Origin of the sequence: Microbacterium sp. NPDC012755 (assembly GCF_042901325.1) — a bacterium.
GTDB lineage: Bacteria > Actinomycetota > Actinomycetes > Actinomycetales > Microbacteriaceae > Microbacterium > Microbacterium natoriense.
Genome location: NZ_JBIBCT010000001.1, coordinates 3,110,496 through 3,132,672, shown reverse-complemented (window position 1 = coordinate 3,132,672; position 22,177 = coordinate 3,110,496). Strand labels below are relative to the sequence as shown.

The 22,177-nt window shown below is 70.2% G+C and carries 23 protein-coding genes; all 23 read left to right on the top strand.

Annotation, left to right across the window (positions count from 1 at the left end):
* Window position 1: 1 nt before the first annotated feature.
* The 23 genes from pyrR to trpA all read left to right on the top strand — a co-directional run bounded on the left by pyrR (window position 2) and on the right by trpA (window position 22,169).
* Window positions 2-532, top strand: coding sequence for a bifunctional pyr operon transcriptional regulator/uracil phosphoribosyltransferase PyrR (gene pyrR / locus ACFY5A_RS14650; RefSeq protein ID WP_105676318.1), 531 nt, complete (start codon window positions 2-4; stop codon window positions 530-532).
* Complete coding sequence (locus ACFY5A_RS14645) at window positions 529-1,494, top strand: aspartate carbamoyltransferase catalytic subunit (RefSeq protein WP_387235076.1); 966 nt, start codon at window positions 529-531, stop codon at window positions 1,492-1,494. The genes pyrR and ACFY5A_RS14645 overlap by 4 nt, the downstream gene beginning before the upstream one ends.
* Complete coding sequence (locus tag ACFY5A_RS14640; protein ID WP_341942134.1) at window positions 1,491-2,795, top strand: dihydroorotase; 1,305 nt, start codon at window positions 1,491-1,493, stop codon at window positions 2,793-2,795. The genes ACFY5A_RS14645 and ACFY5A_RS14640 overlap by 4 nt, the downstream gene beginning before the upstream one ends.
* Entirely contained in the window at window positions 2,792-3,301 is a 510-nt protein-coding gene (locus tag ACFY5A_RS14635) for a hypothetical protein (protein WP_341942135.1), read from the top strand. Before ACFY5A_RS14640 ends, ACFY5A_RS14635 begins: the two co-directional genes overlap by 4 nt.
* Window positions 3,298-4,440, top strand: a complete 1,143-nt coding sequence (gene carA / locus ACFY5A_RS14630; RefSeq protein WP_105676312.1) for a glutamine-hydrolyzing carbamoyl-phosphate synthase small subunit — start codon at window positions 3,298-3,300, stop codon at window positions 4,438-4,440. The genes ACFY5A_RS14635 and carA overlap by 4 nt, the downstream gene beginning before the upstream one ends.
* Window positions 4,440-7,727 (top strand): carbamoyl-phosphate synthase large subunit, encoded by a 3,288-nt coding sequence (gene carB / locus ACFY5A_RS14625; RefSeq protein WP_387235071.1) that lies wholly within the window; start codon window positions 4,440-4,442, stop codon window positions 7,725-7,727. Before carA ends, carB begins: the two co-directional genes overlap by 1 nt.
* Window positions 7,724-8,569: an orotidine-5'-phosphate decarboxylase gene (gene pyrF, locus ACFY5A_RS14620; protein ID WP_387235068.1), complete on the top strand. Its 846-nt coding sequence runs from the start codon at window positions 7,724-7,726 to the stop codon at window positions 8,567-8,569. The genes carB and pyrF overlap by 4 nt, the downstream gene beginning before the upstream one ends.
* Window positions 8,562-9,470 carry a guanylate kinase gene (gmk, locus tag ACFY5A_RS14615; protein WP_341942138.1) on the top strand — a complete coding sequence of 303 codons (909 nt, stop codon included), beginning with the start codon at window positions 8,562-8,564 and terminating at the stop codon, window positions 9,468-9,470. The genes pyrF and gmk overlap by 8 nt, the downstream gene beginning before the upstream one ends.
* Window positions 9,471-9,573: 103 nt before the next feature.
* Window positions 9,574-9,831: a DNA-directed RNA polymerase subunit omega gene (rpoZ, locus tag ACFY5A_RS14610; RefSeq protein WP_045258544.1), complete on the top strand. Its 258-nt coding sequence runs from the start codon at window positions 9,574-9,576 to the stop codon at window positions 9,829-9,831.
* Between the two features lie 88 nt (window positions 9,832-9,919).
* Complete coding sequence (metK, locus tag ACFY5A_RS14605) at window positions 9,920-11,113, top strand: methionine adenosyltransferase (protein WP_344010078.1); 1,194 nt, start codon at window positions 9,920-9,922, stop codon at window positions 11,111-11,113.
* Window positions 11,114-11,129: 16 nt separating this feature from the next.
* On the top strand, window positions 11,130-13,088 hold the full coding sequence (locus ACFY5A_RS14600; RefSeq protein WP_387235064.1) for a primosomal protein N': 1,959 nt from the start codon (window positions 11,130-11,132) through the stop codon (window positions 13,086-13,088).
* Window positions 13,089-13,107: 19 nt separating this feature from the next.
* Window positions 13,108-14,022 carry a methionyl-tRNA formyltransferase gene (fmt, locus tag ACFY5A_RS14595; protein ID WP_387235061.1) on the top strand — a complete coding sequence of 305 codons (915 nt, stop codon included), beginning with the start codon at window positions 13,108-13,110 and terminating at the stop codon, window positions 14,020-14,022.
* A gap of 89 nt (window positions 14,023-14,111) precedes the next feature.
* Window positions 14,112-15,461 (top strand): RsmB/NOP family class I SAM-dependent RNA methyltransferase, encoded by a 1,350-nt coding sequence (locus tag ACFY5A_RS14590; protein ID WP_387235962.1) that lies wholly within the window; start codon window positions 14,112-14,114, stop codon window positions 15,459-15,461.
* Between the two features lie 122 nt (window positions 15,462-15,583).
* Complete coding sequence (gene rpe / locus ACFY5A_RS14585) at window positions 15,584-16,267, top strand: ribulose-phosphate 3-epimerase (protein WP_387235058.1); 684 nt, start codon at window positions 15,584-15,586, stop codon at window positions 16,265-16,267.
* Window positions 16,264-16,527 carry a phosphoribosyl-ATP diphosphatase gene (locus ACFY5A_RS14580; RefSeq protein WP_105676298.1) on the top strand — a complete coding sequence of 88 codons (264 nt, stop codon included), beginning with the start codon at window positions 16,264-16,266 and terminating at the stop codon, window positions 16,525-16,527. Before rpe ends, ACFY5A_RS14580 begins: the two co-directional genes overlap by 4 nt.
* Before the next feature lie 38 nt (window positions 16,528-16,565).
* On the top strand, window positions 16,566-17,405 hold the full coding sequence (hisG, locus tag ACFY5A_RS14575; RefSeq protein WP_387235055.1) for an ATP phosphoribosyltransferase: 840 nt from the start codon (window positions 16,566-16,568) through the stop codon (window positions 17,403-17,405).
* Entirely contained in the window at window positions 17,405-18,166 is a 762-nt protein-coding gene (gene hisF / locus ACFY5A_RS14570) for an imidazole glycerol phosphate synthase subunit HisF (protein ID WP_105676295.1), read from the top strand. The genes hisG and hisF overlap by 1 nt, the downstream gene beginning before the upstream one ends.
* A complete protein-coding gene (hisI, locus tag ACFY5A_RS14565; RefSeq protein WP_341942145.1) occupies window positions 18,163-18,519 on the top strand; it encodes a phosphoribosyl-AMP cyclohydrolase in 357 nt (118 codons plus the stop codon). The genes hisF and hisI overlap by 4 nt, the downstream gene beginning before the upstream one ends.
* Window positions 18,519-19,109, top strand: a complete 591-nt coding sequence (locus ACFY5A_RS14560) for a Trp biosynthesis-associated membrane protein (protein WP_341942146.1) — start codon at window positions 18,519-18,521, stop codon at window positions 19,107-19,109. Before hisI ends, ACFY5A_RS14560 begins: the two co-directional genes overlap by 1 nt.
* Before the next feature lie 48 nt (window positions 19,110-19,157).
* Entirely contained in the window at window positions 19,158-19,388 is a 231-nt protein-coding gene (locus ACFY5A_RS14555; protein ID WP_105676292.1) for an HGxxPAAW family protein, read from the top strand.
* Complete coding sequence (gene trpC, locus ACFY5A_RS14550; RefSeq protein WP_387235050.1) at window positions 19,388-20,161, top strand: indole-3-glycerol phosphate synthase TrpC; 774 nt, start codon at window positions 19,388-19,390, stop codon at window positions 20,159-20,161. The genes ACFY5A_RS14555 and trpC overlap by 1 nt, the downstream gene beginning before the upstream one ends.
* On the top strand, window positions 20,161-21,369 hold the full coding sequence (trpB, locus tag ACFY5A_RS14545) for a tryptophan synthase subunit beta (protein WP_387235047.1): 1,209 nt from the start codon (window positions 20,161-20,163) through the stop codon (window positions 21,367-21,369). The genes trpC and trpB overlap by 1 nt, the downstream gene beginning before the upstream one ends.
* Complete coding sequence (gene trpA / locus ACFY5A_RS14540; RefSeq protein ID WP_105676288.1) at window positions 21,366-22,169, top strand: tryptophan synthase subunit alpha; 804 nt, start codon at window positions 21,366-21,368, stop codon at window positions 22,167-22,169. Before trpB ends, trpA begins: the two co-directional genes overlap by 4 nt.
* The last annotated feature ends 8 nt before the right edge of the window (window positions 22,170-22,177 follow it).

Below are 22,177 nucleotides of genomic sequence, written 5' to 3'. Positions count from 1 at the left end.
GATGAGTGCACGCACTGTGCTGCACCATGCCGACATCTCGCGGGCTCTGACCCGCATCGCCCACGAGATCCTCGAGTCCAATCGAGGCGCCGAGGACCTCGTCCTCCTGGGCATCCCGACCCGCGGAGTCACCCTCGCCCGTCGCCTCGCGCTCGTGATCAGCGAGATCGCCCAGACGCCGGTGCCCTCCGGTGCGCTCGACGTCACGCTGTTCCGCGATGACCTCTCGAAGCATCCGACGCGGTCTCCGCATCCCACCGAGATCCCGGCGGGCGGCATCGACGGCAAGACCGTGGTGCTCGTGGACGACGTGCTCTTCTCCGGACGCAGCATCCGCGCGGCCCTCGACGCCCTGCAGTCGATAGGGCGGCCGTCGATCGTCCGTCTCGCGATCCTCATCGATCGTGGGCACCGTGAGCTGCCCATCCGCCCCGACTTCATCGGCAAGAACATCCCGTCCTCCCGTCAGGAGCGCGTCAACGTGCGTCTGATCGAGAACGACGGCGCCGAGGAGGTGACGATCGAGGCATGAGGCACCTGCTCGACACCAAGAACCTCGACAGGGCGACCGCCCTGCGCATCCTCGACGTCGCCGAGGACATGGCCGACACCCAGTCGCGCGAGGTCAAGAAGCTGCCGACCCTGCGTGGCAAGACCGTCGTGAACCTCTTCTTCGAGGACTCCACGCGCACCCGCATCTCGTTCGAGGCCGCAGCCAAGCGCCTCTCCGCCGACGTCATCAACTTCGCCGCGAAGGGGTCGAGCGTGTCCAAGGGCGAGAGCCTGAAGGACACCGCGCAGACCCTCGAGGCCATCGGAGCGGATGCCGTCGTCGTGCGGCACCCCTCGTCGGGCGCGCCGCAGACGCTCGCCACCAGCGGGTGGATCTCCGCAGGTGTCGTGAATGCCGGCGACGGCACGCACGAGCACCCCACGCAGGCTCTCCTGGACGCGTACACGATCCGCAAGCGCCGGTTCGGCGCCGACAGCCGCGGGCGCGATCTCAGCGGCATCCGCGTGGTCATCGTCGGCGACGTGCTGCACTCGCGGGTCGCTCGCTCCAACGTCTGGCTGCTCAGCACCCTGGGTGCGGAGGTCACTCTGGTCTCGCCGCCGACCCTCGTTCCGCAGAACGTCTCCCTCTGGCCGGCGAAGGTCGTCTACGACCTCGATCAGGCGCTGGCCGATGGGCCGGACGCCGTGATGATGCTGCGCATCCAGCTGGAACGCATGAACGCCGCGTATTTCCCGACTGAGCGGGAGTATTCCAGGCGCTGGGGCCTCGACGCACTGCGCGTGGCCGGTCTCCCGGACGGTAGCATTGTGATGCACCCCGGGCCCATGAACCGCGGGTTGGAGATCTCCTCTGAAGCCGCCGACTCCGCGCGTTCCACCGTGCTGGAGCAGGTGGCGAACGGAGTGTCCATCCGGATGGCTGTGCTGTACCTGCTGCTGGCAGGGGAACGAGACGACGAACGAGGGGGAGACCTGTGAGCGAGACCCTCGTCATCACCGGCGCGCAGCTTCTCGGTGCCGAGAGCGCCGACATCATCGTGGAGAACGGGGTGATCTCCGAGATCGGCTCCGGCCTCACCCGCGCGGGTGCTCGCGTGATCGACGCCGCAGGGCTGGTGGCACTGCCCGGTCTCGTCGATCTGCACACCCACCTCCGCGAACCCGGCTACGAGGCTTCCGAGACGATCCTCACCGGTACCCGCGCTGCGGCTGCCGGCGGATTCACGGCGGTCTTCGCCATGCCGAACACCTCGCCCGTCGCCGACACCGCCGGCGTCGTCGAGCAGGAGCTCGCCCTCGGCGAGGCCGCCGGCTATGCGACCGTCCAGCCGATCGGCGCGGTCACCGTCGGCCAGAAGGGCGAACGCCTCGCCGAACTCGGCGCCATGGCGACGTCCAGGGCGCAGGTGCGGGTCTTCAGCGACGACGGCTTCTGCGTCTTCGATCCGCTGATCATGCGCAGGGCGCTGGAGTACGTGAAGTCGTTCGACGGCGTCATCGCCCAGCACGCACAGGATCCTCGCCTCACCGAGGGTGCGCAGATGAACGAGGGCTCGGTCTCCGCCGAGCTCGGACTCGCCGGCTGGCCCGCGGTCGCCGAGGAGTCGATCATCGCGCGCGACGTGCTGCTCGCCGAGCACGTCGGCTCCCGGCTGCACGTCTGCCATCTCTCGACCGCCGGATCAGTGGACATCATCCGCTGGGCGAAGAAGCGGGGCATCAACGTCACCGCCGAGGTCACCCCGCATCACCTGCTCCTCACGGACGAACTGGTGCGCGGCTACGACGCGCGGTACAAGGTCAACCCGCCGCTGCGTCGTCAGGAGGACGTGCTGGCCGTGCGCGAGGGCCTCGCCGACGGCACGATCGACATCGTCGCCACGGACCACGCCCCGCACCCCAGCGAGCACAAGGCGTGCGAGTGGCAGGCCGCGGCCAACGGCATGGTGGGTCTGGAGAGCGCACTGCGGGTCGTGCACCAGTCGATGGTGCAGACCGGCCTCATCGGCTGGGCGGACGTCGCCAGGGTCATGAGCGCCGCGCCGGCGAGGATCGGCCGTCTGTCGGGCCACGGCACGCCGCTGGAGGTCGGGCAGCCCGCGCAGCTCGCGCTCTACGACGCCTCGATCGCCGGGGTGTTCACGGAGTCCGACCTGCACGGCCGCAGCGTGAACTCGCCCTACCTGGGCCGCGACCTGCCGGGGCGCGTGCAGTTCACCGTGCACGGCGGCGTCGTGACGGTCGCCGACGGCGCAGTGGTCGCGGAGCTCGGCGCGTGACCCGCGAGGTGGCGATCGCCCTCACGATCGTCCTGGCGCTGCTGGTGCTGGGCGCGATGACGTTCGCATGGCGTCGACGTCTTCGTCGGGACTCGGGGCTCTCCGCTCCGCTCGGGGTCCCCGAGCACGCAGAGGTCACCCATCGCCGCGAGGTGCTCTACGTCTCGACCACGAAGCACGATCAGCCTCTCGAACGGCTGACCATCTCCCCACTGGCGTACCGGGCCCGAGGCGAGGCGGCCGTCACCGACCGCGGACTCGCACTCTGCCTCGACGGGGCTCCGACGGTCTTCGTCGCGGCATCCCGACTCGTCTCGGTCGACCGCGCGACGGTCACGATCGACCGCGTCGTCGAGCCGGGCGGTCTGGTCCGAGTCGCCTGGAACGCCGACGACGACACGATCGTCGACTCCTATCTGCGCGTCGCCGACGGCGACCCCACCACCTTCATCACCGAACTGCAGCGGATCGTCCCCGCCGCCCCCGATTCAGGAGCCACATCATGACCTCCCTGCCAGAACCCGCCGTCCTCGTCCTCGAAGACGGCACCCGCCACACCGGCCGCGCGTACGGAGCCATCGGCACGACGCTCGGAGAGGTCGTGTTCGCGACCGGCATGTCCGGATACCAGGAGACGCTCACCGACCCGTCCTATGCGGGCCAGATCGTGCTGCAGACGGCACCGCACATCGGCAACACCGGCATGAACGACGAGGACCCCGAGTCCCGACGGATCTGGGTGGCCGGGTACATCGTGCGCGACCCTTCGCGCGTCGTCTCGAACTGGCGTGCAAACGCCTCGCTCGATGAGACGCTCGTCGAGGACGGCGTGGTCGGCATCAGCGGCATCGACACCCGTTCCATCACCCGTCACATCCGGTCGGCCGGCTCCATGCGCGGCGGCATCTTCTCGGGAGAGGCCGCCGGTCTCGACGCGGAGGAGCAGGTGCGCATCGTCCGCGAGGCGCCGCAGATGGCTGGGCAGAACCTGTCCGCTCAGGTGTCGGTCGACGTCGCCACGGTGACCTCGGCGATGGGACAGCGCATCGGCAATCTCGCCGTGCTCGACCTCGGCGTCAAGCAGGCCACGATCGACAACCTCGCGGCCCGCGGCTTCGAGGTGCACGTGCTGCCGCAGAACTCGACGATCGACGACATCCGCGCGGTCGACCCCGTCGCGGTCTTCTACTCGAACGGACCCGGTGACCCCGCCGCCTCCGACGCGCACGTCGGGCTGCTCCGCAGCGTGCTCGACGACGGACTGCCGTTCTTCGGCATCTGCTTCGGCAACCAGCTGCTGGGGCGCGCGCTCGGTCTGGGCACGTACAAGCTCCCGTTCGGGCACCGCGGCATCAACCAGCCCGTCCTCGACAAGTCCACAGGGCGCGTCGAGATCACCGCTCACAACCACGGCTTCGCCGTCGAGGCGCCCCTGGACGGCGCGTTCGACAGCCCCAACGGCTACGGCAAGGTCGAGGTCAGCCACATCGGCCTCAACGACAACGTTGTGGAGGGCCTGCGCGCCCTCGACATCCCCGCGTTCTCCGTGCAGTACCACCCGGAGGCCGCGGCCGGACCGCACGACGCCAACTACCTCTTCGACCGATTCGCGGCGATGGTCCGCGAGAACAAGGACGCCAAGTAATGCCCAAGCGCGACGACATCACCTCCGTCCTCGTCATCGGATCCGGCCCGATCGTCATCGGTCAGGCCTGCGAGTTCGACTACTCCGGCACCCAGGCGTGCCGCGTACTCCGCGAGGAGGGCGTCCGCGTCATCCTCGTCAACTCGAACCCGGCGACGATCATGACCGACCCCGACTTCGCGGACGCGACGTACATCGAGCCGATCACCCCCGAGGTCATCGAGACGATCATCGCGAAGGAGCGGCCCGACGCCATCCTCCCGACCCTCGGCGGACAGACCGCCCTCAACGCCGCGATGGAGCTGGACGCCCGCGGCATCCTCGCCAAGTACGACGTCGAGCTGATCGGCGCCAAGGTCGATGCCATCAAGAAGGGCGAGGACCGCCAGATCTTCAAGCAGCTCGTCCTCGACGCCGGTGCCGACGTCGCACGCAGCGTCATCGCGCACACGATGGACGACCTGCTCGCGGGCGCCGCCGAGCTCGGGTACCCGCTGGTGGTCCGGCCTTCGTTCACGATGGGCGGCCTCGGCTCCGGCTTCGCATACGACGAAGAGGACCTCCGTCGCATCGGCGGCGCGGGTCTGCGGGACTCGCCGACCACCGAGGTGCTCCTGGAGGAGTCCATCCTCGGCTGGAAGGAGTACGAGCTCGAGCTCATGCGCGACACGGCCGACAACACGGTCGTGGTCTGCTCCATCGAGAACGTCGACCCCGTCGGCGTGCACACGGGCGACTCCATCACGGTGGCCCCCGCCCTCACGCTCACCGACCGCGAGTACCAGAAGCTCCGCGACATCGGCATCGACATCATCCGCGCCGTGGGCGTCGACACGGGCGGCTGCAACATCCAGTTCGCCGTCGACCCCTCCAACGGACGCATCATCGTCATCGAGATGAACCCGCGCGTCTCGCGGTCGAGCGCGCTCGCCTCGAAGGCGACGGGCTTCCCCATCGCGAAGCTCGCGGCCAAGCTCGCTCTGGGATACCGCCTCGACGAGATCCCGAACGACATCACCGGGGTCACCCCGGCGAGCTTCGAGCCCACGCTCGACTACGTCGTGGTGAAGGTCCCGCGCTTCGCCTTCGAGAAGTTCCCCGCGGCCGACGCCACGCTCACCACGACCATGAAGTCGGTCGGCGAGGCGATGGCCATCGGCCGCAACTACGCGACGGCGCTGCAGAAGGCGCTGCGCTCGCTCGAGAAGCGCGGATCGAGCTTCCACTGGGGCGCGGAGGACCGCACGGTCGACGAGCTCCTGGAGATCTCGAAGATTCCGACCGACGGTCGCATCGTCACGCTGCAGCAGGCGCTGCGCAAGGGCGCCACCGTCGAGCAGGCCTTCGAGGCCACGGCCATCGATCCGTGGTTCCTCGACCAGATCGTCCTGATCAACGAGGTCGCCGAGCTCGTCCGCACCGCGGACGAGCTGGATGCCGCCACCCTCCGCTACGCGAAGGAGCACGGCTTCTCCGACGCCCAGCTGGCGCAGCTCCGCGGCGCGACGGAGGCCGAGGTCCGCGGCGTGCGCCACGGACTGGGCATCCGCCCCGTGTACAAGACGGTCGACACCTGCGCAGGCGAGTTCCCCGCGCTCACGCCGTACCACTACTCGAGCTACGACTTCGAGTCGGAGGTGGCGCCGTCCGAGCGGACCAAGATCGTCATCATCGGGTCCGGTCCGAACCGCATCGGTCAGGGCGTCGAGTTCGACTACTCCTGCGTCCACGCGTCCTTCGCGCTGTCGGACGCCGGGTTCGAGACCGTCATGGTCAACTGCAACCCGGAGACCGTGTCCACCGACTACGACACCTCCGACCGCCTCTACTTCGAGCCGCTGACGCTCGAGGACGTGCTCGAGGTGCTCGACGCCGAGGCTGCGAGCGGCACGATCCTCGGTGTCGTCTGCCAGCTCGGCGGCCAGACGCCCCTCGGCCTCGCCAAGGGCATCGAGGCGGCCGGGTACACCGTGCTCGGGACCAGCCCCGCCGCGATCGACATCGCCGAGGAGCGCGAGCTGTTCTCGCAGCTCCTCGACAAGGCGGGCCTCCTGGCGCCGCGCCACGGCACCGCGATCGACGCGGACGGAGCCGTGGCCGTGGCCGAGGAGATCGGCTATCCCGTGCTCGTGCGCCCGAGCTTCGTGCTCGGCGGACGCGGCATGGAGATCGTCTACGGCACCGATGCACTGCGCGACTACTTCGTCCGCACCGCGGGGGAGGTCGTGATCGAGGAGGGCAAGCCGCTCCTGGTCGACCGCTTCCTCGACGACGCGATCGAGCTGGACGTCGACGCGTTGTACGACGGCGTCGAGCTGTACATCGGCGGCGTGATGGAGCACCTGGAGGAGGCCGGCATCCACTCCGGCGACTCCAGCTGCACCCTGCCCCCCGTGTCGCTCGGCCGCGCCGACGTCGACCGTGTCCGTGAGGCGACGCTGGCCATCGCCGAGGGCGTGGGGGTGCGCGGTCTGCTCAACGTGCAGTTCGCGATCAGCGCCGGCGTGCTCTACGTGATCGAGGCGAACCCGCGCGCGAGCCGCACGGTGCCGTTCGTCTCCAAGGCGCTCGGGATCCCGCTCGCGAAGGCCGCCAGCCGCATCATGGCGGGCTCCACGATCGCGGAACTGAAGGGCGAGGGGATGCTCCCCGCGCAGGACGGATCGCGCGTGCCGCTCGGCTCCCCGGTCGCCGTCAAGGAGGCCGTGCTGCCGTTCAAGCGGTTCCGCACGGCCGACGGCAAGACCGTCGACTCGATCCTCGGCCCGGAGATGCGCTCGACCGGCGAGGTCATGGGCATTGACCGCGACTTCCCGACGGCGTTCGCGAAGAGCCAGGCAGCCGCATACGGCGGCATGCCGACCTCGGGCACGGTGTTCATCTCGGTGGCCGACTCCGACAAGCGCGCGGTGATCCTTCCGGCGCACCGTCTGCAGCAGCTCGGGTTCACGATCGTCGCGACCGAGGGCACCGCAGAGATCCTGTCCCGCAACGGCATCGCGGTGACCGTGGTGGAGAAGTACAGCGAGACCCAGGAGTCCGGAGCGCGGAACATCGTCGACCTCATCAACGAGGGCGAGATCGACATCGTCGTGAACACGCCCTCCGGTGGGGCCGCGCGCGCCGACGGCTACGAGATCCGCGCGGCGGCTGTCGCCGCGGACAAGGCGCTTTTCACGACCATGGCGGTGCTGGGCGCAGCCGTGAGCGGAATGGACGCCGCGCACGAGGGGTTCGAGGTCCGCAGCCTGCAGGAGTACGCCATCGACCGGAAGGCGACGGTGTGAGCGAACGCTTCGGCGAGCGGGTCCGTGCGGCGCTGACCGCACGGGGCCCGCTCTGCGTGGGCATCGACCCGCATGCGGCACTGCTCGACGCGTGGGGTCTGCCCCAGGATGCGGACGGCGTGCGAGAGTTCGGTCTGCGGACGGTGGATGCCGCAGCCGATCGTGTGGGCATCGTGAAGCCGCAGGTGTCGTTCTTCGAGCGGTTCGGCTCGCAGGGGATCGCCGCTCTGGAAGACGTGCTCGCCGCGGCGAGAGCGGCGGACCTGATCGTGATCGCGGACGCCAAGCGCGGCGACATCGGCACGACGATGGATGCCTACGCGGCCGCCTGGCTCACTCCGGGCTCCCCGCTGGAAGTAGATGCGCTCACCGTGAACCCCTTCCTCGGCGTCGGGGCACTGGACGGCGCGTTCGACCTCGCGGCCGGGGGTGGCAAGGGGCTCTTCGTCCTCGCCTCCACGAGCAACACGGAGGCCGAGCTGCTGCAGCGGTCGGTGTCGGCGACAGGCAGAACCGTATCCGCCGACATCATCGCCGACGTGTCGGCCCGCAACCGGGAGACCGTGCAGGCAGGGGAGTGGGGCGACGTCGGATTCGTCGTCGGCGCCACCGTCGACTGGGCGGATGCCGGGATCTCCGCGTTCTCCCCGGTCGCACCCCTCCTCGCACCCGGCTTCGGCGCACAGGGGGCGACGCCTGCCGATCTCGTCGCCCGGTTCGGACCGATGAGCGACGCCGTCATCGCGAGCGAGAGCCGCAGCATCCTCTCGGCAGGCCCCGACGGCCTGTCCGCCGCCATCGACGCTCGCGTCGCAGAGTACTCGGAGTCGACACGTGGCTGAGAACCGTTCCGTACCCGAGGTCGATCGGGCAGCCGCAGCGCGCCGGGCCGTCGAGCGCCGCCGCGCGCGCGCCTCGCTCAAGCGCGACCTCACCATGCGCGTGATCACGCCGCAGAAGGTCCTGGAGCGCGCGATCGCCGACGCCGACTCGGTCGAGGGATCCATGCGGATCACCGACTTCCTGCTGGCGCTGCCCGCTATCGGCGCCGGCAAGCGCGACCGCATTCTGGACGAGCTGCAGATCTCGCCGGTGAAGCGCCTGGGGGGTCTCGGCGTGCGGCAGCGCGTCGTGCTGGCCGAGTGGCTCGACGGGCGCTTCCCCGTGCTAGAGCCGCGAGGGGGACGCAGCCGTCTGCTCGTGCTGGCCGGCCCCACCGCGGTCGGCAAGGGCACGGTCGCGGCGCACATCCGTGAGAACAACCCCGAGATCCACCTGTCGGTGTCCGCGACGACCCGCGCCCCGCGCCCCGGTGAGATCGACGGCGTGCACTACTACTTCGTCGACGATGCGGAGTTCGACCGTCTCATCGCCGAGGGCGAGCTCCTCGAGTACGCGGTCGTGCACAACCGGTCCCGTTACGGCACCCCGCGTGCACCGATCGACGCCGCGCTGGCCGATGGCAGGACCGTCCTCCTCGAGATCGATCTGCAGGGAGCGCGCCAGGTGCGCAAGGCCGAGCCGGCCGCGACGCTGATCTTCCTGCTGCCGCCGACCTGGGACGAACTCGTCCACCGCCTCGTCGGCCGCGGCACCGAGAACGCCGAGGAGAGGGCCCGCCGCCTGCGCACCGCGAAGGTGGAACTCGCCGCCCAGAACGAGTTCGATCACCTCATCGTGAACGAGGACGTCGCCACCGCGGCCGCGGAGGTCGTAGAATTGTCCTCAGGCTCTGCGCGCTGACCAGAGGCATCAGCTGTTCGATGGTCCCTGAGCTTGTCGAAGGGTCGCGCGCCCATTGCACCGTCTTCGCGACGAACCCGTCGCCTTATCAGGAGGTCCCATCATGGCCGGACACCACAACAAGGGCATCATCGATCCCCCCATCGACAACCTGCTCGACCGTGTCGACTCCAAGTACGAGCTCGTCATCTACGCGGCGAAGCGCGCGCGTCAGATCAACGACTACTACTCCGACCTGCACGAGGGCAACCTCTTCGACAACGTGGGGCCGCTCGTCGACTCGTCCGTCGAGGACAAGCCGCTGACCATCGCGCTGCACGAGATCAACGAGGACAAGCTCCGCCTGCGTCACGCAGAGTGATATTCGGAGCCGCGCCGCCGCATTGTCGGCGGCGCGGTTCAGAATGGGTTCACACCCTCACACCCTTCGATCCCGTTCTGGAGTCCTGATGAGCGCGCTGCGTCTGTTCACGTCCGAGTCCGTCACCGAAGGGCACCCGGACAAGATCTGCGACCAGATCTCCGACAGCATCCTCGACGCGCTTCTCGCCAAGGATCCGGGCTCCCGCGTCGCCGTGGAGACGCTGGTCACGACCGGCCTCGTCCACGTCGCCGGCGAGATCCGCACCGAGGCGTACGTCGACATCCCCACGATCGTCCGCGATGTCGTGAACGGCATCGGCTACACCTCGAGCGACACGGGCTTCGACGGCTCCTCGTGCGGCGTGAGCGTCTCGGTGGGCGAGCAGTCGGGCGACATCGCGAGCGGCGTCGACAACGCACAGGAGCACCGCGATGGCACGTCGACCGACCCGCTGGACGGTCTCGGCGCAGGAGACCAGGGCATCATGTTCGGCTTCGCGACGAACGAGACGCCGCAGCTCATGCCGATGGCCGCGTGGACGGCGCACCGCCTCGCGGAGCGCCTGACCGAGGTCCGCCGAACCGGGCTGCTGCCGTTCCTGCGCCCCGACGGCAAGACCCAGGTCACGCTGGGCTACGACGGCTTCACGCCGAAGACCGTCGACGCCGTCGTGCTGTCCACGCAGCACAATCCCGACATCTCCCAGGACGACCTCAAGGCGCAGGTCCGCGAGCACGTCATCGATCCTGTGCTGGCGACGACGGGCCTCGACCTCGACGACGTCACCTTCTACATCAACCCCGCCGGTCCGTTCGTGACCGGAGGACCGAAGGGCGATGCCGGTCTGACCGGACGCAAGATCATCATCGACACCTACGGCGGCGCCGCGAGGCACGGCGGCGGTGCCTTCAGCGGCAAGGACCCGTCCAAGGTCGACCGCTCCGGCGCGTACGCGACCCGCTGGGTCGCGAAGAACGCCGTGGCGGCGGGTCTCGCAGAGCGGCTCGAAGTGCAGGTCGCCTACGCGATCGGCGTCGCGCGCCCCGTCGGCCTGTACGTCGAGACGTTCGGCACCGGTGCGGTGTCGGACGACGCCATCATCGCCGCGATCACGAAGGTCTTCGATCTGCGCCCGCAGGCGATCATCGAGGAGCTCGACCTCCTGCGTCCGATCTACGCGCAGACCGCCGCCTACGGGCACTTCGGCCGCGAGCTGCCCGATTTCACGTGGGAGCGCACCGACCGCGCCGAAGAGCTTCGTCGCGCCGCCGGGCTCTGACGGCGAGTCGCCTCTGATGACGACGCAGAGCCGACGCATCGCGCGCGTGCTCCTGGACTCGCCGCTGCCGCAGCTCGATCGGCTCTTCGACTACTCGCTGCCCGACGCGCTCGGCGACGTGCCGCTCGGGGTGCGCGTCCGGGTGCCGCTGCGCACCGCAGGACGCGTGATCGACGGGTACGTCGTCGAGATCGACACGGAGGACGACGCGGATCGCCCGCTGTCCGAGGTGGACAGCATCGTGTCGACGGTCGCCGTCCTCCCCGAGCGTCTGCACAGCCTCGCCCGCCGGGTCGCCGACCGTGCGGCGGGCTCGGCATCCGACGTCCTCCGGCTCGTGATCCCGAAGCGTCAGGTCCGCGTTGAGAAGGCCTGGACGGCGGATGCGCCCGCCGTCATCCCCTCCGCCGACGCGCAGGCCAGCGCCGACGACGTGGTCTCCGCCTACGACGGCCTCGCCGACGTGCTCGATGACGGCGGTCGCGCAGCCGTCGAGGCCATTCCCCAGCTGCAGGCGGACACGCCGGGGTGGGCTCTGCTGCTGGCTTCGGCGGCGACGAGGATGCTGGCGTCCGGCCGTTCGAGCATCCTCGTGGTCCCCGACCACCGGGACCTGGATCGGCTCCTCGCCGCTCTCGAACGACTCGTGCCGGCGGAGGCTGTCGCGCGTTACGACTCACGGCAGACGAACCCCGACCGCTACCGCTCGTTCCTCCGCTCTCTCGAGGACGCGCCGTGCATCGTCGTCGGCAACCGTTCCGCGGTCTATGCGCCGACGAGGGCCGGTCTCGTCGCCATCTGGGACGACGGAGACCCGCTGCTCGGCGAGCCGCTCGCCCCCTATGCGAACGCTCGAGATGTGGCTCTCCTCCGCCAGGGAGAAGAGGGATCCGCGCTCATCTTCGCGGGCCACACCCGGACGACCGACGTCGAGCGGCTCGTCGCGCACGGGTGGCTGCAGGACGTGAGGGCCGCCCGCCGCGTCATGCCGCGCGTGATCCTCGCCACCCCGCAGGAGATGGAGCAGCAGTCGCCGCAGCGGATGCCGTCCTCGGCTTTCCTCTCGGCGCGTACCGCGGCATCCGAGGGTCCTGTCCTCGTGCAGGTGTCCCGACCAGGGTTCGCCCCCTCGCTCGTGTGCGCCGAGTGCCGAGCCCCTGCGCGATGCGCCCACTGCGGCGGACCCCTCGGAGCGGCGCACCGAGGAGCGGTGCCGGTGTGCGGCTGGTGCGGCAGGGGAGCGCGGGCGTGGGCCTGCCCCTCCTGCTCGTCGACGCAGCTGCGTCTCGCCTCCTCCGGCAGCGAACGGACCGCCGACGAGCTCGGCCGTGCGTTCCCCGGCATCCGCGTGATCGTCGCCGACAGCGCGCACCCGGTAGAGCGCGTGGCCGACAAGCCCGCACTGGTCGTCGCGACCAGGGGAGCGGAGCCGCTGGCAGACGGCGGCTACCGCGCCGTCGTGCTGCTGGACGGTCCTCGTATGCTGCAGGCCCCCGATCTCCGCATCGGAGAGGCCTGCCTTCGCTGGTGGTCCAATGCCGCAGCCCTCGCCGCGCCAGGGGCGCCCGTCCATCTCGTGGGCGTCGACGGTGGGGTCGCCCGCGCCCTCGCGACCTGGAATCAGGCGGGCTATGCGCGCGCCGAACTCGCCGAGCGCGCCCCCCTGCACATGCCGCCGTCGGCCAGGGTCGCCCTGGTCGAGGGCACCCAAGCGGCCGTCGCACGGGCGCTCGAATCGCTGGCCGAACTCGCCCTGCCCCGGGATGCCGTGCTGGGACCCGTGCCCATCGAGTCCGATGACGTCCCGCAGCGGGTGCGTGCTCTCGTGCGGTTCGACTACGGCGCTGGCAGCCGTGTCGCGGCGACCCTGCGGGCGTCGGTCGTCGCCGAAGCCGTCAGCACCCGTCGCCGCAAGGGACGCACGAACCGCAGCACGCTCTCGGTCCGCCTCGATATCCTCGATCCAGAGCTCTAACCCTTCCGGAGAACCTTTCATGCGCCTCGTCTTCGCCGGCACGCCGTCGGCTGCCGTACCCACCCTCCGCCGCCTCGCGGCGGATCACGACATCGCCGCGGTCGTCACCCGGCCCGATGCGCCGCTCGGACGCAAGCGGATCCTGACGCCGTCGCCGGTGGCCCAGGCCGCCGACGAGCTCGGCCTCCCGATCATCAAGACGCCGCGCCTCGACGACGCCGCCACCACCGCCATCACCGCCCTCGGCGCGGAACTCGGCGTGATCGTGGCGTACGGAGGCCTCGTCCGCGAGCCGCTGCTGTCCGCGCCGGTGCACGGATGGATCAACCTGCATTTCTCCCTCCTCCCCGCCTGGCGCGGCGCCGCGCCGGTGCAGCGGGCGCTGATCGCCGGAGACGCCGAGCTCGGGGCGAGCGTGTTCCAGCTGGTTCCCGCCCTCGACGCCGGTGACGTCTTCGCGATGCGCACGGTGGACGTCCCCGCTGATGCGACGGCGGATGCCGCGCTCGACGCACTGGCGATCGACGGCGCGGCGCTCACCGCAGACGTCGTCGCGGGCATCGCCGACGGCACCGCTCGGGCGGTTCCGCAGACCGGGCAGGAGTCCTTCGCTCCCAAGCTGTCCCTGGAAGACGGCCTCCTCGACTGGACCCAGCCGCTGGAGAAGGTGTTCTCCAGGTTCCGCGGCGTGACTCCCGAACCGGGAGCCCACACGACCGTGGAGGGCGTCAGGGTGAAGATCCTCGACGCGGCGCCATCCGCGGAGAACCCGCTGGAGCCAGGGGAGATCGTCTCGACCAAGAGCGCCCTGCTCATCGGCACCGGATCGGCGCCACTTGCGGTCACCCGGGTGCAACCGGCGGGCAAGGGAGCGATGAACGCCGTCGACTGGTGGCGCGGCCAGCGCTCCGAAGGTCTGCGAGCAGGGCTGTGAGCGGCGAGCGACAGCGTGACGGACGGTCTTCCCCGCGACGTCCCTCTCCGCAGAACAGATCCCAGTCCCCGCGTGGACCCGTGCGGACCGTGCAGCCCGCTCGACGCGTCGCCTACGACGTGCTGCGCGCCGTGTCGGATGCCGATGCCTACGCCAACCTGATGCTGCCGTCCGTGATCGCCGACGCGCAGCTGAACCCGCAGGACGCCGCGCTCGCGACCGAGCTCACCTACGGAACGCTCCGCCGTCGCGGCACCTACGACGCCATCATCGCGGCCGCCGCTGATCGACCGGCATCCGACATCGATCCGGCCGTCCTCGACGCGCTGCGGCTGGCGACGCATCAGCTGCTCGCGACGAGGGTCGCCTCGCACGCCGCGGTGAACGAGTCGGTCAACCTGGTCGCCTCCCTGCAGGGGCGCGGAGCGGCGAGCTTCGCCAATGCGGTGCTGCGCCGCATCTCCAGGGAGACGCCGGGGGAGTGGCAGGACCGCATCGAGGCCGATGCCCGCTCCGACGACGAGCGACTCGCACTGCGCAGCGCGCACCCGGTCTGGATCATCCGAGCCCTGCGTCGCGCACTCGCGGCGGAGGGGCGCGCCGAGGAGCTCGAGGCCCTTCTCGAGGCCGACAACCTGTCGCCCGAGGTCACTCTGGTCGCTCTGCCGGGGCTCGCGCCCACGGGGGAGCCGCGACGTCCCTACGCTCCGACGGCGTTCGGATCGCCGGGCGGCGACCCGCACCGGATCGTCTCGGCATCCGGCGGCGCCGTCCGTGTGCAGGACGAGGGCTCGCAGCTGGTCGCCCTCGCCCTGGCCGACGCGGCCCCGATCAGAGACGGTGAGCGCTGGCTCGACCTCTGCGCGGGCCCCGGGGGCAAGACGGCACTGTTGGCGGCGATCGCCCATGAGCACGGCGCCGTTCTCGAGGCCAACGAAGTGGTCCCGGCGCGCGCAGGTCTCGTCCGCAACGCCCTCGAGCCCGTCCCCGGCGAGGTGATCGTGCACGAGGAGGACGGTCGTGCCTTCACGGCCGCGCACCCCGGCCGATTCGACCGCATCCTCGTGGACGCGCCCTGCACCGGTCTCGGGGCGCTGCGGCGCCGACCGGAGGCGCGATGGCGCAAGTCGCCCGCCGACGTGGCCGAGCTCGTGCCCCTGCAGACCGAGCTGCTCTCGGGAGCGATCGACGCGCTCGTCCCCGGTGGGATCGTCGCGTACGTCACCTGCTCACCGCACCTCGCCGAGACGACGGGTGTCGTACAGGAGGTGCTGCGCACGCGCACGGATGCCGAGGAGATCGACGCCCGCGCGATCCTCGCCGACGTGTCGGACTCGCCCATCGATCTCGGCGACGACGGGTCAGGACGCGTGCAGCTCTGGCCCCACCGCCACGGAACCGACGCGATGTTCCTCGCGCTGATCCGGAAGCGGTCCTGACAGCGGCGCTGCTCCGCGGGCTTCGCCTGGCGACGCCGTTCTGACGCCGACGGGGCCTTCGTAGCCCGATCGACGTCCGCCGCCGCAGGGAAGGGCTCGTCCGTACCAGGGATAATGGGCGCATGGCCGACCTTCCCGCAGCCCCCCGCATCAACCCCAGCATCCTCGCCGCGGATTTCGTGAACATGCAGCGCGACCTCGCGAAGATCGCGTCAGCCGACTTCGCCCACGTCGACGTCATGGACAACCACTTCGTGCCGAACCTCACCTTCGGGCCGCAGATGGTCGAGCGCATCCAGGCGACGAGCCCGATCCCGCTCGACGTCCACCTGATGATCACGGATCCCGACCGCTGGGCGCCGGGGTACGCCGAGCTGGGGGCGGCCAGCGTCACCTTCCACCTCGAGGCGGCGTCGGATCCGGTCGCACTCGCCCGGCGACTCCGCAGCATCGGCGCACGCGCGGGAGTGGCGGTCAAGCCCGGCACGCCCGCCGAAGGGCTCTACGAGATCCTCGACGAGTTCGACCAGATCCTCGTGATGACGGTCGAGCCTGGATTCGGGGGACAGGGATTCATGGGCGAGACCATGCCCAAGCTGCGCGGGCTCGCCGATGAGGCGAAGCGCCGCGGATCCTCGGTCTGGCTCCAGGTCGACGGCGGCATCGCGGACAGCACGATCGAGATCGCCGCGGCCGCCGGCGCCGACACGTTCGTCGCCGGGTCGGCGGTCTACGGCGCCGATGACGTCGAGGCGGCCGTCACCCGGCTGAGAGAGCTCGCGAGAGCCGCTAGCCTGGAACCGTGAAGACTTTCGACGAACTGTTCGCGGAGCTCAGCCTGAAGGCGGAGACTCGCCCCGAGGGATCGGGTACGGTCGCCGAGCTCGACGGCGGGGTCCACACGATCGGCAAGAAGATCGTGGAGGAGGCCGCCGAGGTGTGGATGGCGTCCGAGTACGAATCCGACGAGGCCGCTGCCGAGGAGATCTCGCAGCTGCTGTACCACCTGCAGGTGATGATGATCGCGAAGGGACTCTCCCTCGCGGACGTCTACCGACATCTGTGATGCGCTCCGATACTTCCGATCCGATCTGAAAGCCGATCATGCTGCGCATTGCTGTTCCCAACAAGGGCTCTCTCTCCGAGACCGCCGCCGAGATGCTCGCGGAGGCCGGCTATGCCGGTCGTCGCGACCCGAAGACCCTGCACGTCATCGACGCCGAGAACGACGTCGAGTTCTTCTTCCTCCGTCCCCGTGACATCGCGACCTACGTCTCCTCCGGAGCCCTCGACGTGGGCATCACCGGCCGCGACCTGCTGCTCGACGTGCAGCGGTCTGCGCGTGAGATCGAGCAGCTCGGCTTCGGCGGGTCGACGTTCCGCTTCGCGGGCCCTCCCGGTCGCTTCACGTCCGTGGAGGACCTCAACGGCGTGCGCGTCGCCTCCGCATACCCGGGACTCGTCGGCGCGTTCCTCCGCGAGCGCGGTGTCGACGCCGAGCTCGTCCAGCTCGACGGCGCGGTCGAGTCGGCTGTGCGGCTCGGTGTGGCGGATGCCGTCGCCGACGTCGTCTCCACCGGCACGACGCTGCGTCAGGCCGGCCTCGAGATCTTCGGTCCGGTCATCCTCGAGTCCGAGGCTGTACTGATCAGCCGCCCAGGCGAGGCCGAGGGCACCGACACGCTGCTGCGCCGTCTGCGCGGCGTCATGGTCGCGCGGCGGTTCGTGCTGCTCGACTACGACCTCCCCGCAGGCCTCGTCGACCAGGCCGTGGCCATCGCCTCCGGCCGCGAGTCCCCGACCATCTCGCCGCTGCGTGACCCCTCCTGGGTCGCCGTGCGCGTGATGGTGCCTAGTCGTGGCGTCAATCAGGTGATGGACGACCTCTACGCGCTCGGGGCGCGGGCGATCCTGGTCACCGCCATCCACGCCGCGAGGCTCTGATGACGCTCGCCAGTCGCGTCATCCCGTGCCTCGATGTGGCCGATGGCCGCGTCGTCAAGGGCGTCAACTTCGAGAATCTCCGTGACATGGGCGACCCGGTGGAGCTCGCGCGGCACTATGCGGCGCAGGGGGCTGACGAGATCACCTTCCTCGACGTCACCGCGACCGTCGACGCCAGGGCCACGACGTACGACGTGGTGCAGCGCACCGCGGAGCAGGTGTTCGTCCCCCTCACCGTCGGCGGGGGAGTCCGCAGCGTCGACGATGTGGCGCGGCTCCTGGCCGTCGGCGCCGACAAGGTCGGCGTGAACTCGGCGGCGATCGCCCGTCCCGAGCTCATCGGCGAGATCGCCGACCGCTTCGGGGCGCAGGTGCTCGTGCTGTCCCTCGACGTCAAGCGCGCCGACACCACGCCGTCCGGATTCGTCGTGACGACCCACGGCGGCCGCCAGCAGACCACGCTGGATGCGCTGGAGTGGGCCCGTGAGGCCGCGGAGCGGGGAGCGGGGGAGCTGCTCGTGAACTCGATCGACGCCGACGGCACCAGAGACGGGTTCGATCTCGAACTCGTCCGCCTCATGCGCGAGACCGCATCCGTGCCGGTGATCGCGTCAGGCGGAGCGGGCGCCGCGTCGCACTTCGCTCCCGCGATCAAGGCGGGTGCGGATGCCGTTCTCGCCGCGAGCGTGTTCCACACCGGAGCGCTCACGGTCGGCGACGTCAAGGACGCGCTGCGCGCGGAAGGGGTTCTCGTCCGATGAGCGACATCGAGGAGCGCATCGCACAGGTCGCGTTCAACGCCGACGGTCTCGCCCCCGTCATCGTGCAGCAGTGGGACACGCGCGAGGTCCTCATGCTCGCCTGGGTGGATGCCGAGGCGCTGCGTCGCACGCTCACATCGGGTCGCGCCGTCTACTGGTCGCGCTCGCGTCAGGAGTACTGGCGCAAGGGCGACACCTCCGGCCACATCCAGGTCGTGCGGGAGGCGCGCCTCGACTGCGACGGCGACGCGATCCTGCTCCTCGTCGAGCAGACCGGCCCCGCGTGCCACACCGGGACCCGCACCTGCTTCGACACGACCGACCTGGACGCGGTCGTCGGGACGGGCTCCTGATGGACCTGGTGCGCAGAGGGCGCTCGCTCTCCGTCTCCGGGTTCCTCCTGGGCGGGGCGATCGGCATCATCTCGTCGACGCAGACCTGGCTGACGGTGCAGCGGGCGGATGCCGGGGCGGACATCCTCGTCCCCGGTGCATCCGCGGTCCCGCTTCTCGCGCCCCTGAGCCTCGCCGTGCTCGCTCTCGGAGCGGCCCTGTCGATCACCGGGCGCGCGCTGCGCCTCGTGTTCGGGGTTCTGGCCGGGGCGACCGCGCTGCTGCTCGGGTGGACCACGCTCCAGCTCCTGCTGACCGCTCCGGTGAGCGCCGTCCGCTCGACCGTGACCGAGACGACGGGACTCGCCGGCGGTGACGCCCTGTCCGACGTGGTGAAGGCCATCGTGCCCACCGCGTGGCCGGTGATCGCGCTGGTCGGATGGGTCGTCCTGCTCGCAGCATCCGTGGTGGTCCTGCTCACAGGACGGGCCTGGAAGAAGGGCGGACGCCGCTATGCGACCGATGCCGCGCCCTCGACGCCGACGGCCGGTCCGGTCGACGCCGTCGATTCCTGGGACGAGCTGTCGCGCGGAACCGATCCCACTCGTTGACACCGATAGACTGAAACCGATCCTGCACGTCGTCCCCCGGAGGAGACCATGACCAACCCGATCGCTGACCCCGGCCACGGACACTCGCCTGCGGCCTGGACGGCCGTGATCATCATGCTCCTGGGCTTCACGCTGGCCACCGTCGCGTTCTGCTTCGAGCAGCCGGCGCTCGTGTGGGCTTCCGTCGTGATCATCCCGATCGGCGCCCTCGTGGGCTGGATCATGGCCAAGGCCGGCTACGGCGTGAAGGGCCCCAAGTACCAGCCGAAGGGCCACTAGTGGTCCTCGCCGACCTGACGGCCGGCGCAGTCGCAGACGCAGAGCGTCGTGCCCTCACGAGGCCTCTCTCCGAGGTCGAGCGCGCTGCTCTCGCACGCCCGGCTGCCAAGGACGCACTGGCCTTCCTCGCTCCCGCCGAGCGCGTCAAGATCATCGCCGAGGTCAAGCGCGCGAGCCCGTCGCGCGGCGCGCTCGCGGAGATCCCCGATCCCGCTCATCAGGCGTCGCTGTACGAGACGGGCGGCGCATCCGCGATCAGCGTCCTCACCGAGGAGCGCCGCTTCGGCGGCAGTCTGGCCGACCTCGAGGCCGTGACGGCCCGGGTGTCCCTGCCCGTGCTGCGCAAGGACTTCATCGCGACGCGCTACCAGGTGCTCGAGGCGCGCGCCGCCGGCGCCGACCTCGTCCTGCTCATCGTCGCGGGCCTCGAGCCCGCGGTGCTGCGCGACCTGTTCGGCTTCATCACCGATCTGGGCATGACCCCGCTCGTCGAGACCCATTCGGCAGACGAGCTCGAGGCGGCGATCGATCTCGGCTCGCCGCTCATCGGGGTCAATGCACGCGATCTGAAGACCCTCGAGCTCGACCGCGACCTCTTCGGCCGCCTGGTCGATCGCATCCCGGACTCCGCGGTCAAGATCGCCGAGTCCGCGGTGCTCACTCCCGCAGATGTCACGCACTACCGTTCGGCCGGTGCAGACGTCGTCCTGATCGGAGAGGCGCTCGTCACGGGCGATCCGGTCGCCACGCTCAAGACCTTCCTGGAGGTGTGATGAGTCTCCGTGACCAGCACGGACCGCTCTTCGGCGACTACGGCGGGCGCTACATGCCCGAGTCGCTGATCGCCGCGATCGACGAGCTCACCGAGGCCTACGCCGACGCGATCGCCGACCCGGCGTTCCGCGCCGAGCTCGCCGCTCTCCTGAGCTCCTACGCGGGCCGACCGTCTCCGCTCACCGAGGTGGAGCGCTTCGCCGAGCACGCCGGCGGCGCGAGGATCTTCCTCAAGCGCGAGGACCTCAACCACACCGGGTCGCACAAGATCAACAACGTCCTCGGGCAGGCCTTGCTGACCAAGCGACTGGGCAAGACCCGCGTGATCGCCGAGACCGGGGCAGGACAGCACGGCGTCGCCACGGCCACCGCTGCGGCGCTGTTCGGCCTGGACTGCACGATCTACATGGGCGAGGTCGACACCGAGCGCCAGGCCCTGAACGTCGCCCGGATGCGCCTCCTCGGGGCAGAGGTGGTCGCGGTCACCTCGGGATCCCGCACCCTCAAGGACGCGATCAACGACGCCTACCGCGACTGGGTCGCCTCGGTCGAGACGACCAATTACATCTTCGGCACGGCGGCGGGCCCGCATCCGTTCCCGGCGATGGTGCGCGACTTCCAGAAGATCATCGGCGAAGAGGCACGCCAGCAGCTCCTCGACGAGGCGGGCAGGCTCCCGGATGCCGTCATCGCGTGCGTCGGCGGCGGCTCGAACGCGATCGGCATGTTCGACGCGTTCCTCGACGACGAGGACGTCAAGCTCTACGGGGTCGAGGCGGCCGGCGACGGCGTCGACACCGACAGGCACGCCGCCTCCATCGAGCGCGGACGCCCCGGCATCCTGCACGGCTCGAAGACCTACGTCCTGCAGGACGAGGACGGGCAGACGATCGAGTCACACTCGATCTCCGCTGGTCTCGACTATCCCGGAGTCGGACCGGAGCACTCCTGGCTCGCCGACATCGGGCGCGCCGAGTACATCCCGGCCACCGACGACGAGGCGATGCAGGCGCTGCGCCTTCTCAGCCGTACGGAGGGCATCATCCCCGCCATCGAATCGGCGCACGCCCTCGCCGGCGCGCTGCGGCTCGGCCGCGAGCTCGGGCCCGAGGCGATCCTCGCGGTGTGCCTCTCCGGGCGCGGAGACAAGGACATGGACACAGCGGCCAGGTACTTCCACCTGTACGACGAGGGAGCAGTCGGATGAGCCGCGTCGAAGAGGCGATCCAGAAGGCCGAGGCCGCCGGTCGCAGCGTGTTCGTCGGCTACCTCCCGGTCGGCTTCCCCGACCTCGAGACCAGCATCCAGGCCGCCATCACCCTCGCAGAGAACGGTGTCGACATCATCGAGCTGGGTCCGCCGTACAGTGACCCGGTGATGGACGGCGCCGTGATCCAGGAGGCGACCACGGCGGCGCTCGCCAACGGCTTCACCATGAAGGATCTGTTCACGGCGGTCCGCGCGATCACGGCGGCAACGGACGTGCCCGTCCTCGTCATGACGTACTGGAACCCCGTGTTCCAGTACGGGGTCGACCGCTATGCGGACGACCTCCTCGCCGCCGGCGGCGCCGGGCTCATCACCCCGGACATCACGCCGGATGTCGCAGGGGAGTGGATCGCGGCCAGCGAGCGCACCGGCCTGGACCGCGTGTTCCTCGCCGCGCCGACGTCGACGGACGCACGCCTCGACCTCATCGTCTCGGCGTCCACCGGCTTCATCTACACCGTCTCCACCATGGGCATCACGGGGGAGCGCGCCGAACTCGACCGCGCGGCCCGCACCCTGGTCGGACGCCTGCGCGCCCACGGCGCGACCCGCACCTGCGTCGGCATCGGCATCTCCACCGCCGAGCAGATCGCCGGCGTCTCGGAGTACGCGGACGGCGCGATCGTCGGCACCGCACTCGTCCGAGCCCTGCGCGACGGCGGCCTCCCCGCCCTCGCCGAAGTCACCCGAAACCTGGCCGTCGGCACGTCGTCGGCACGCCCCGTACACGAGAACTAGAATCGCAC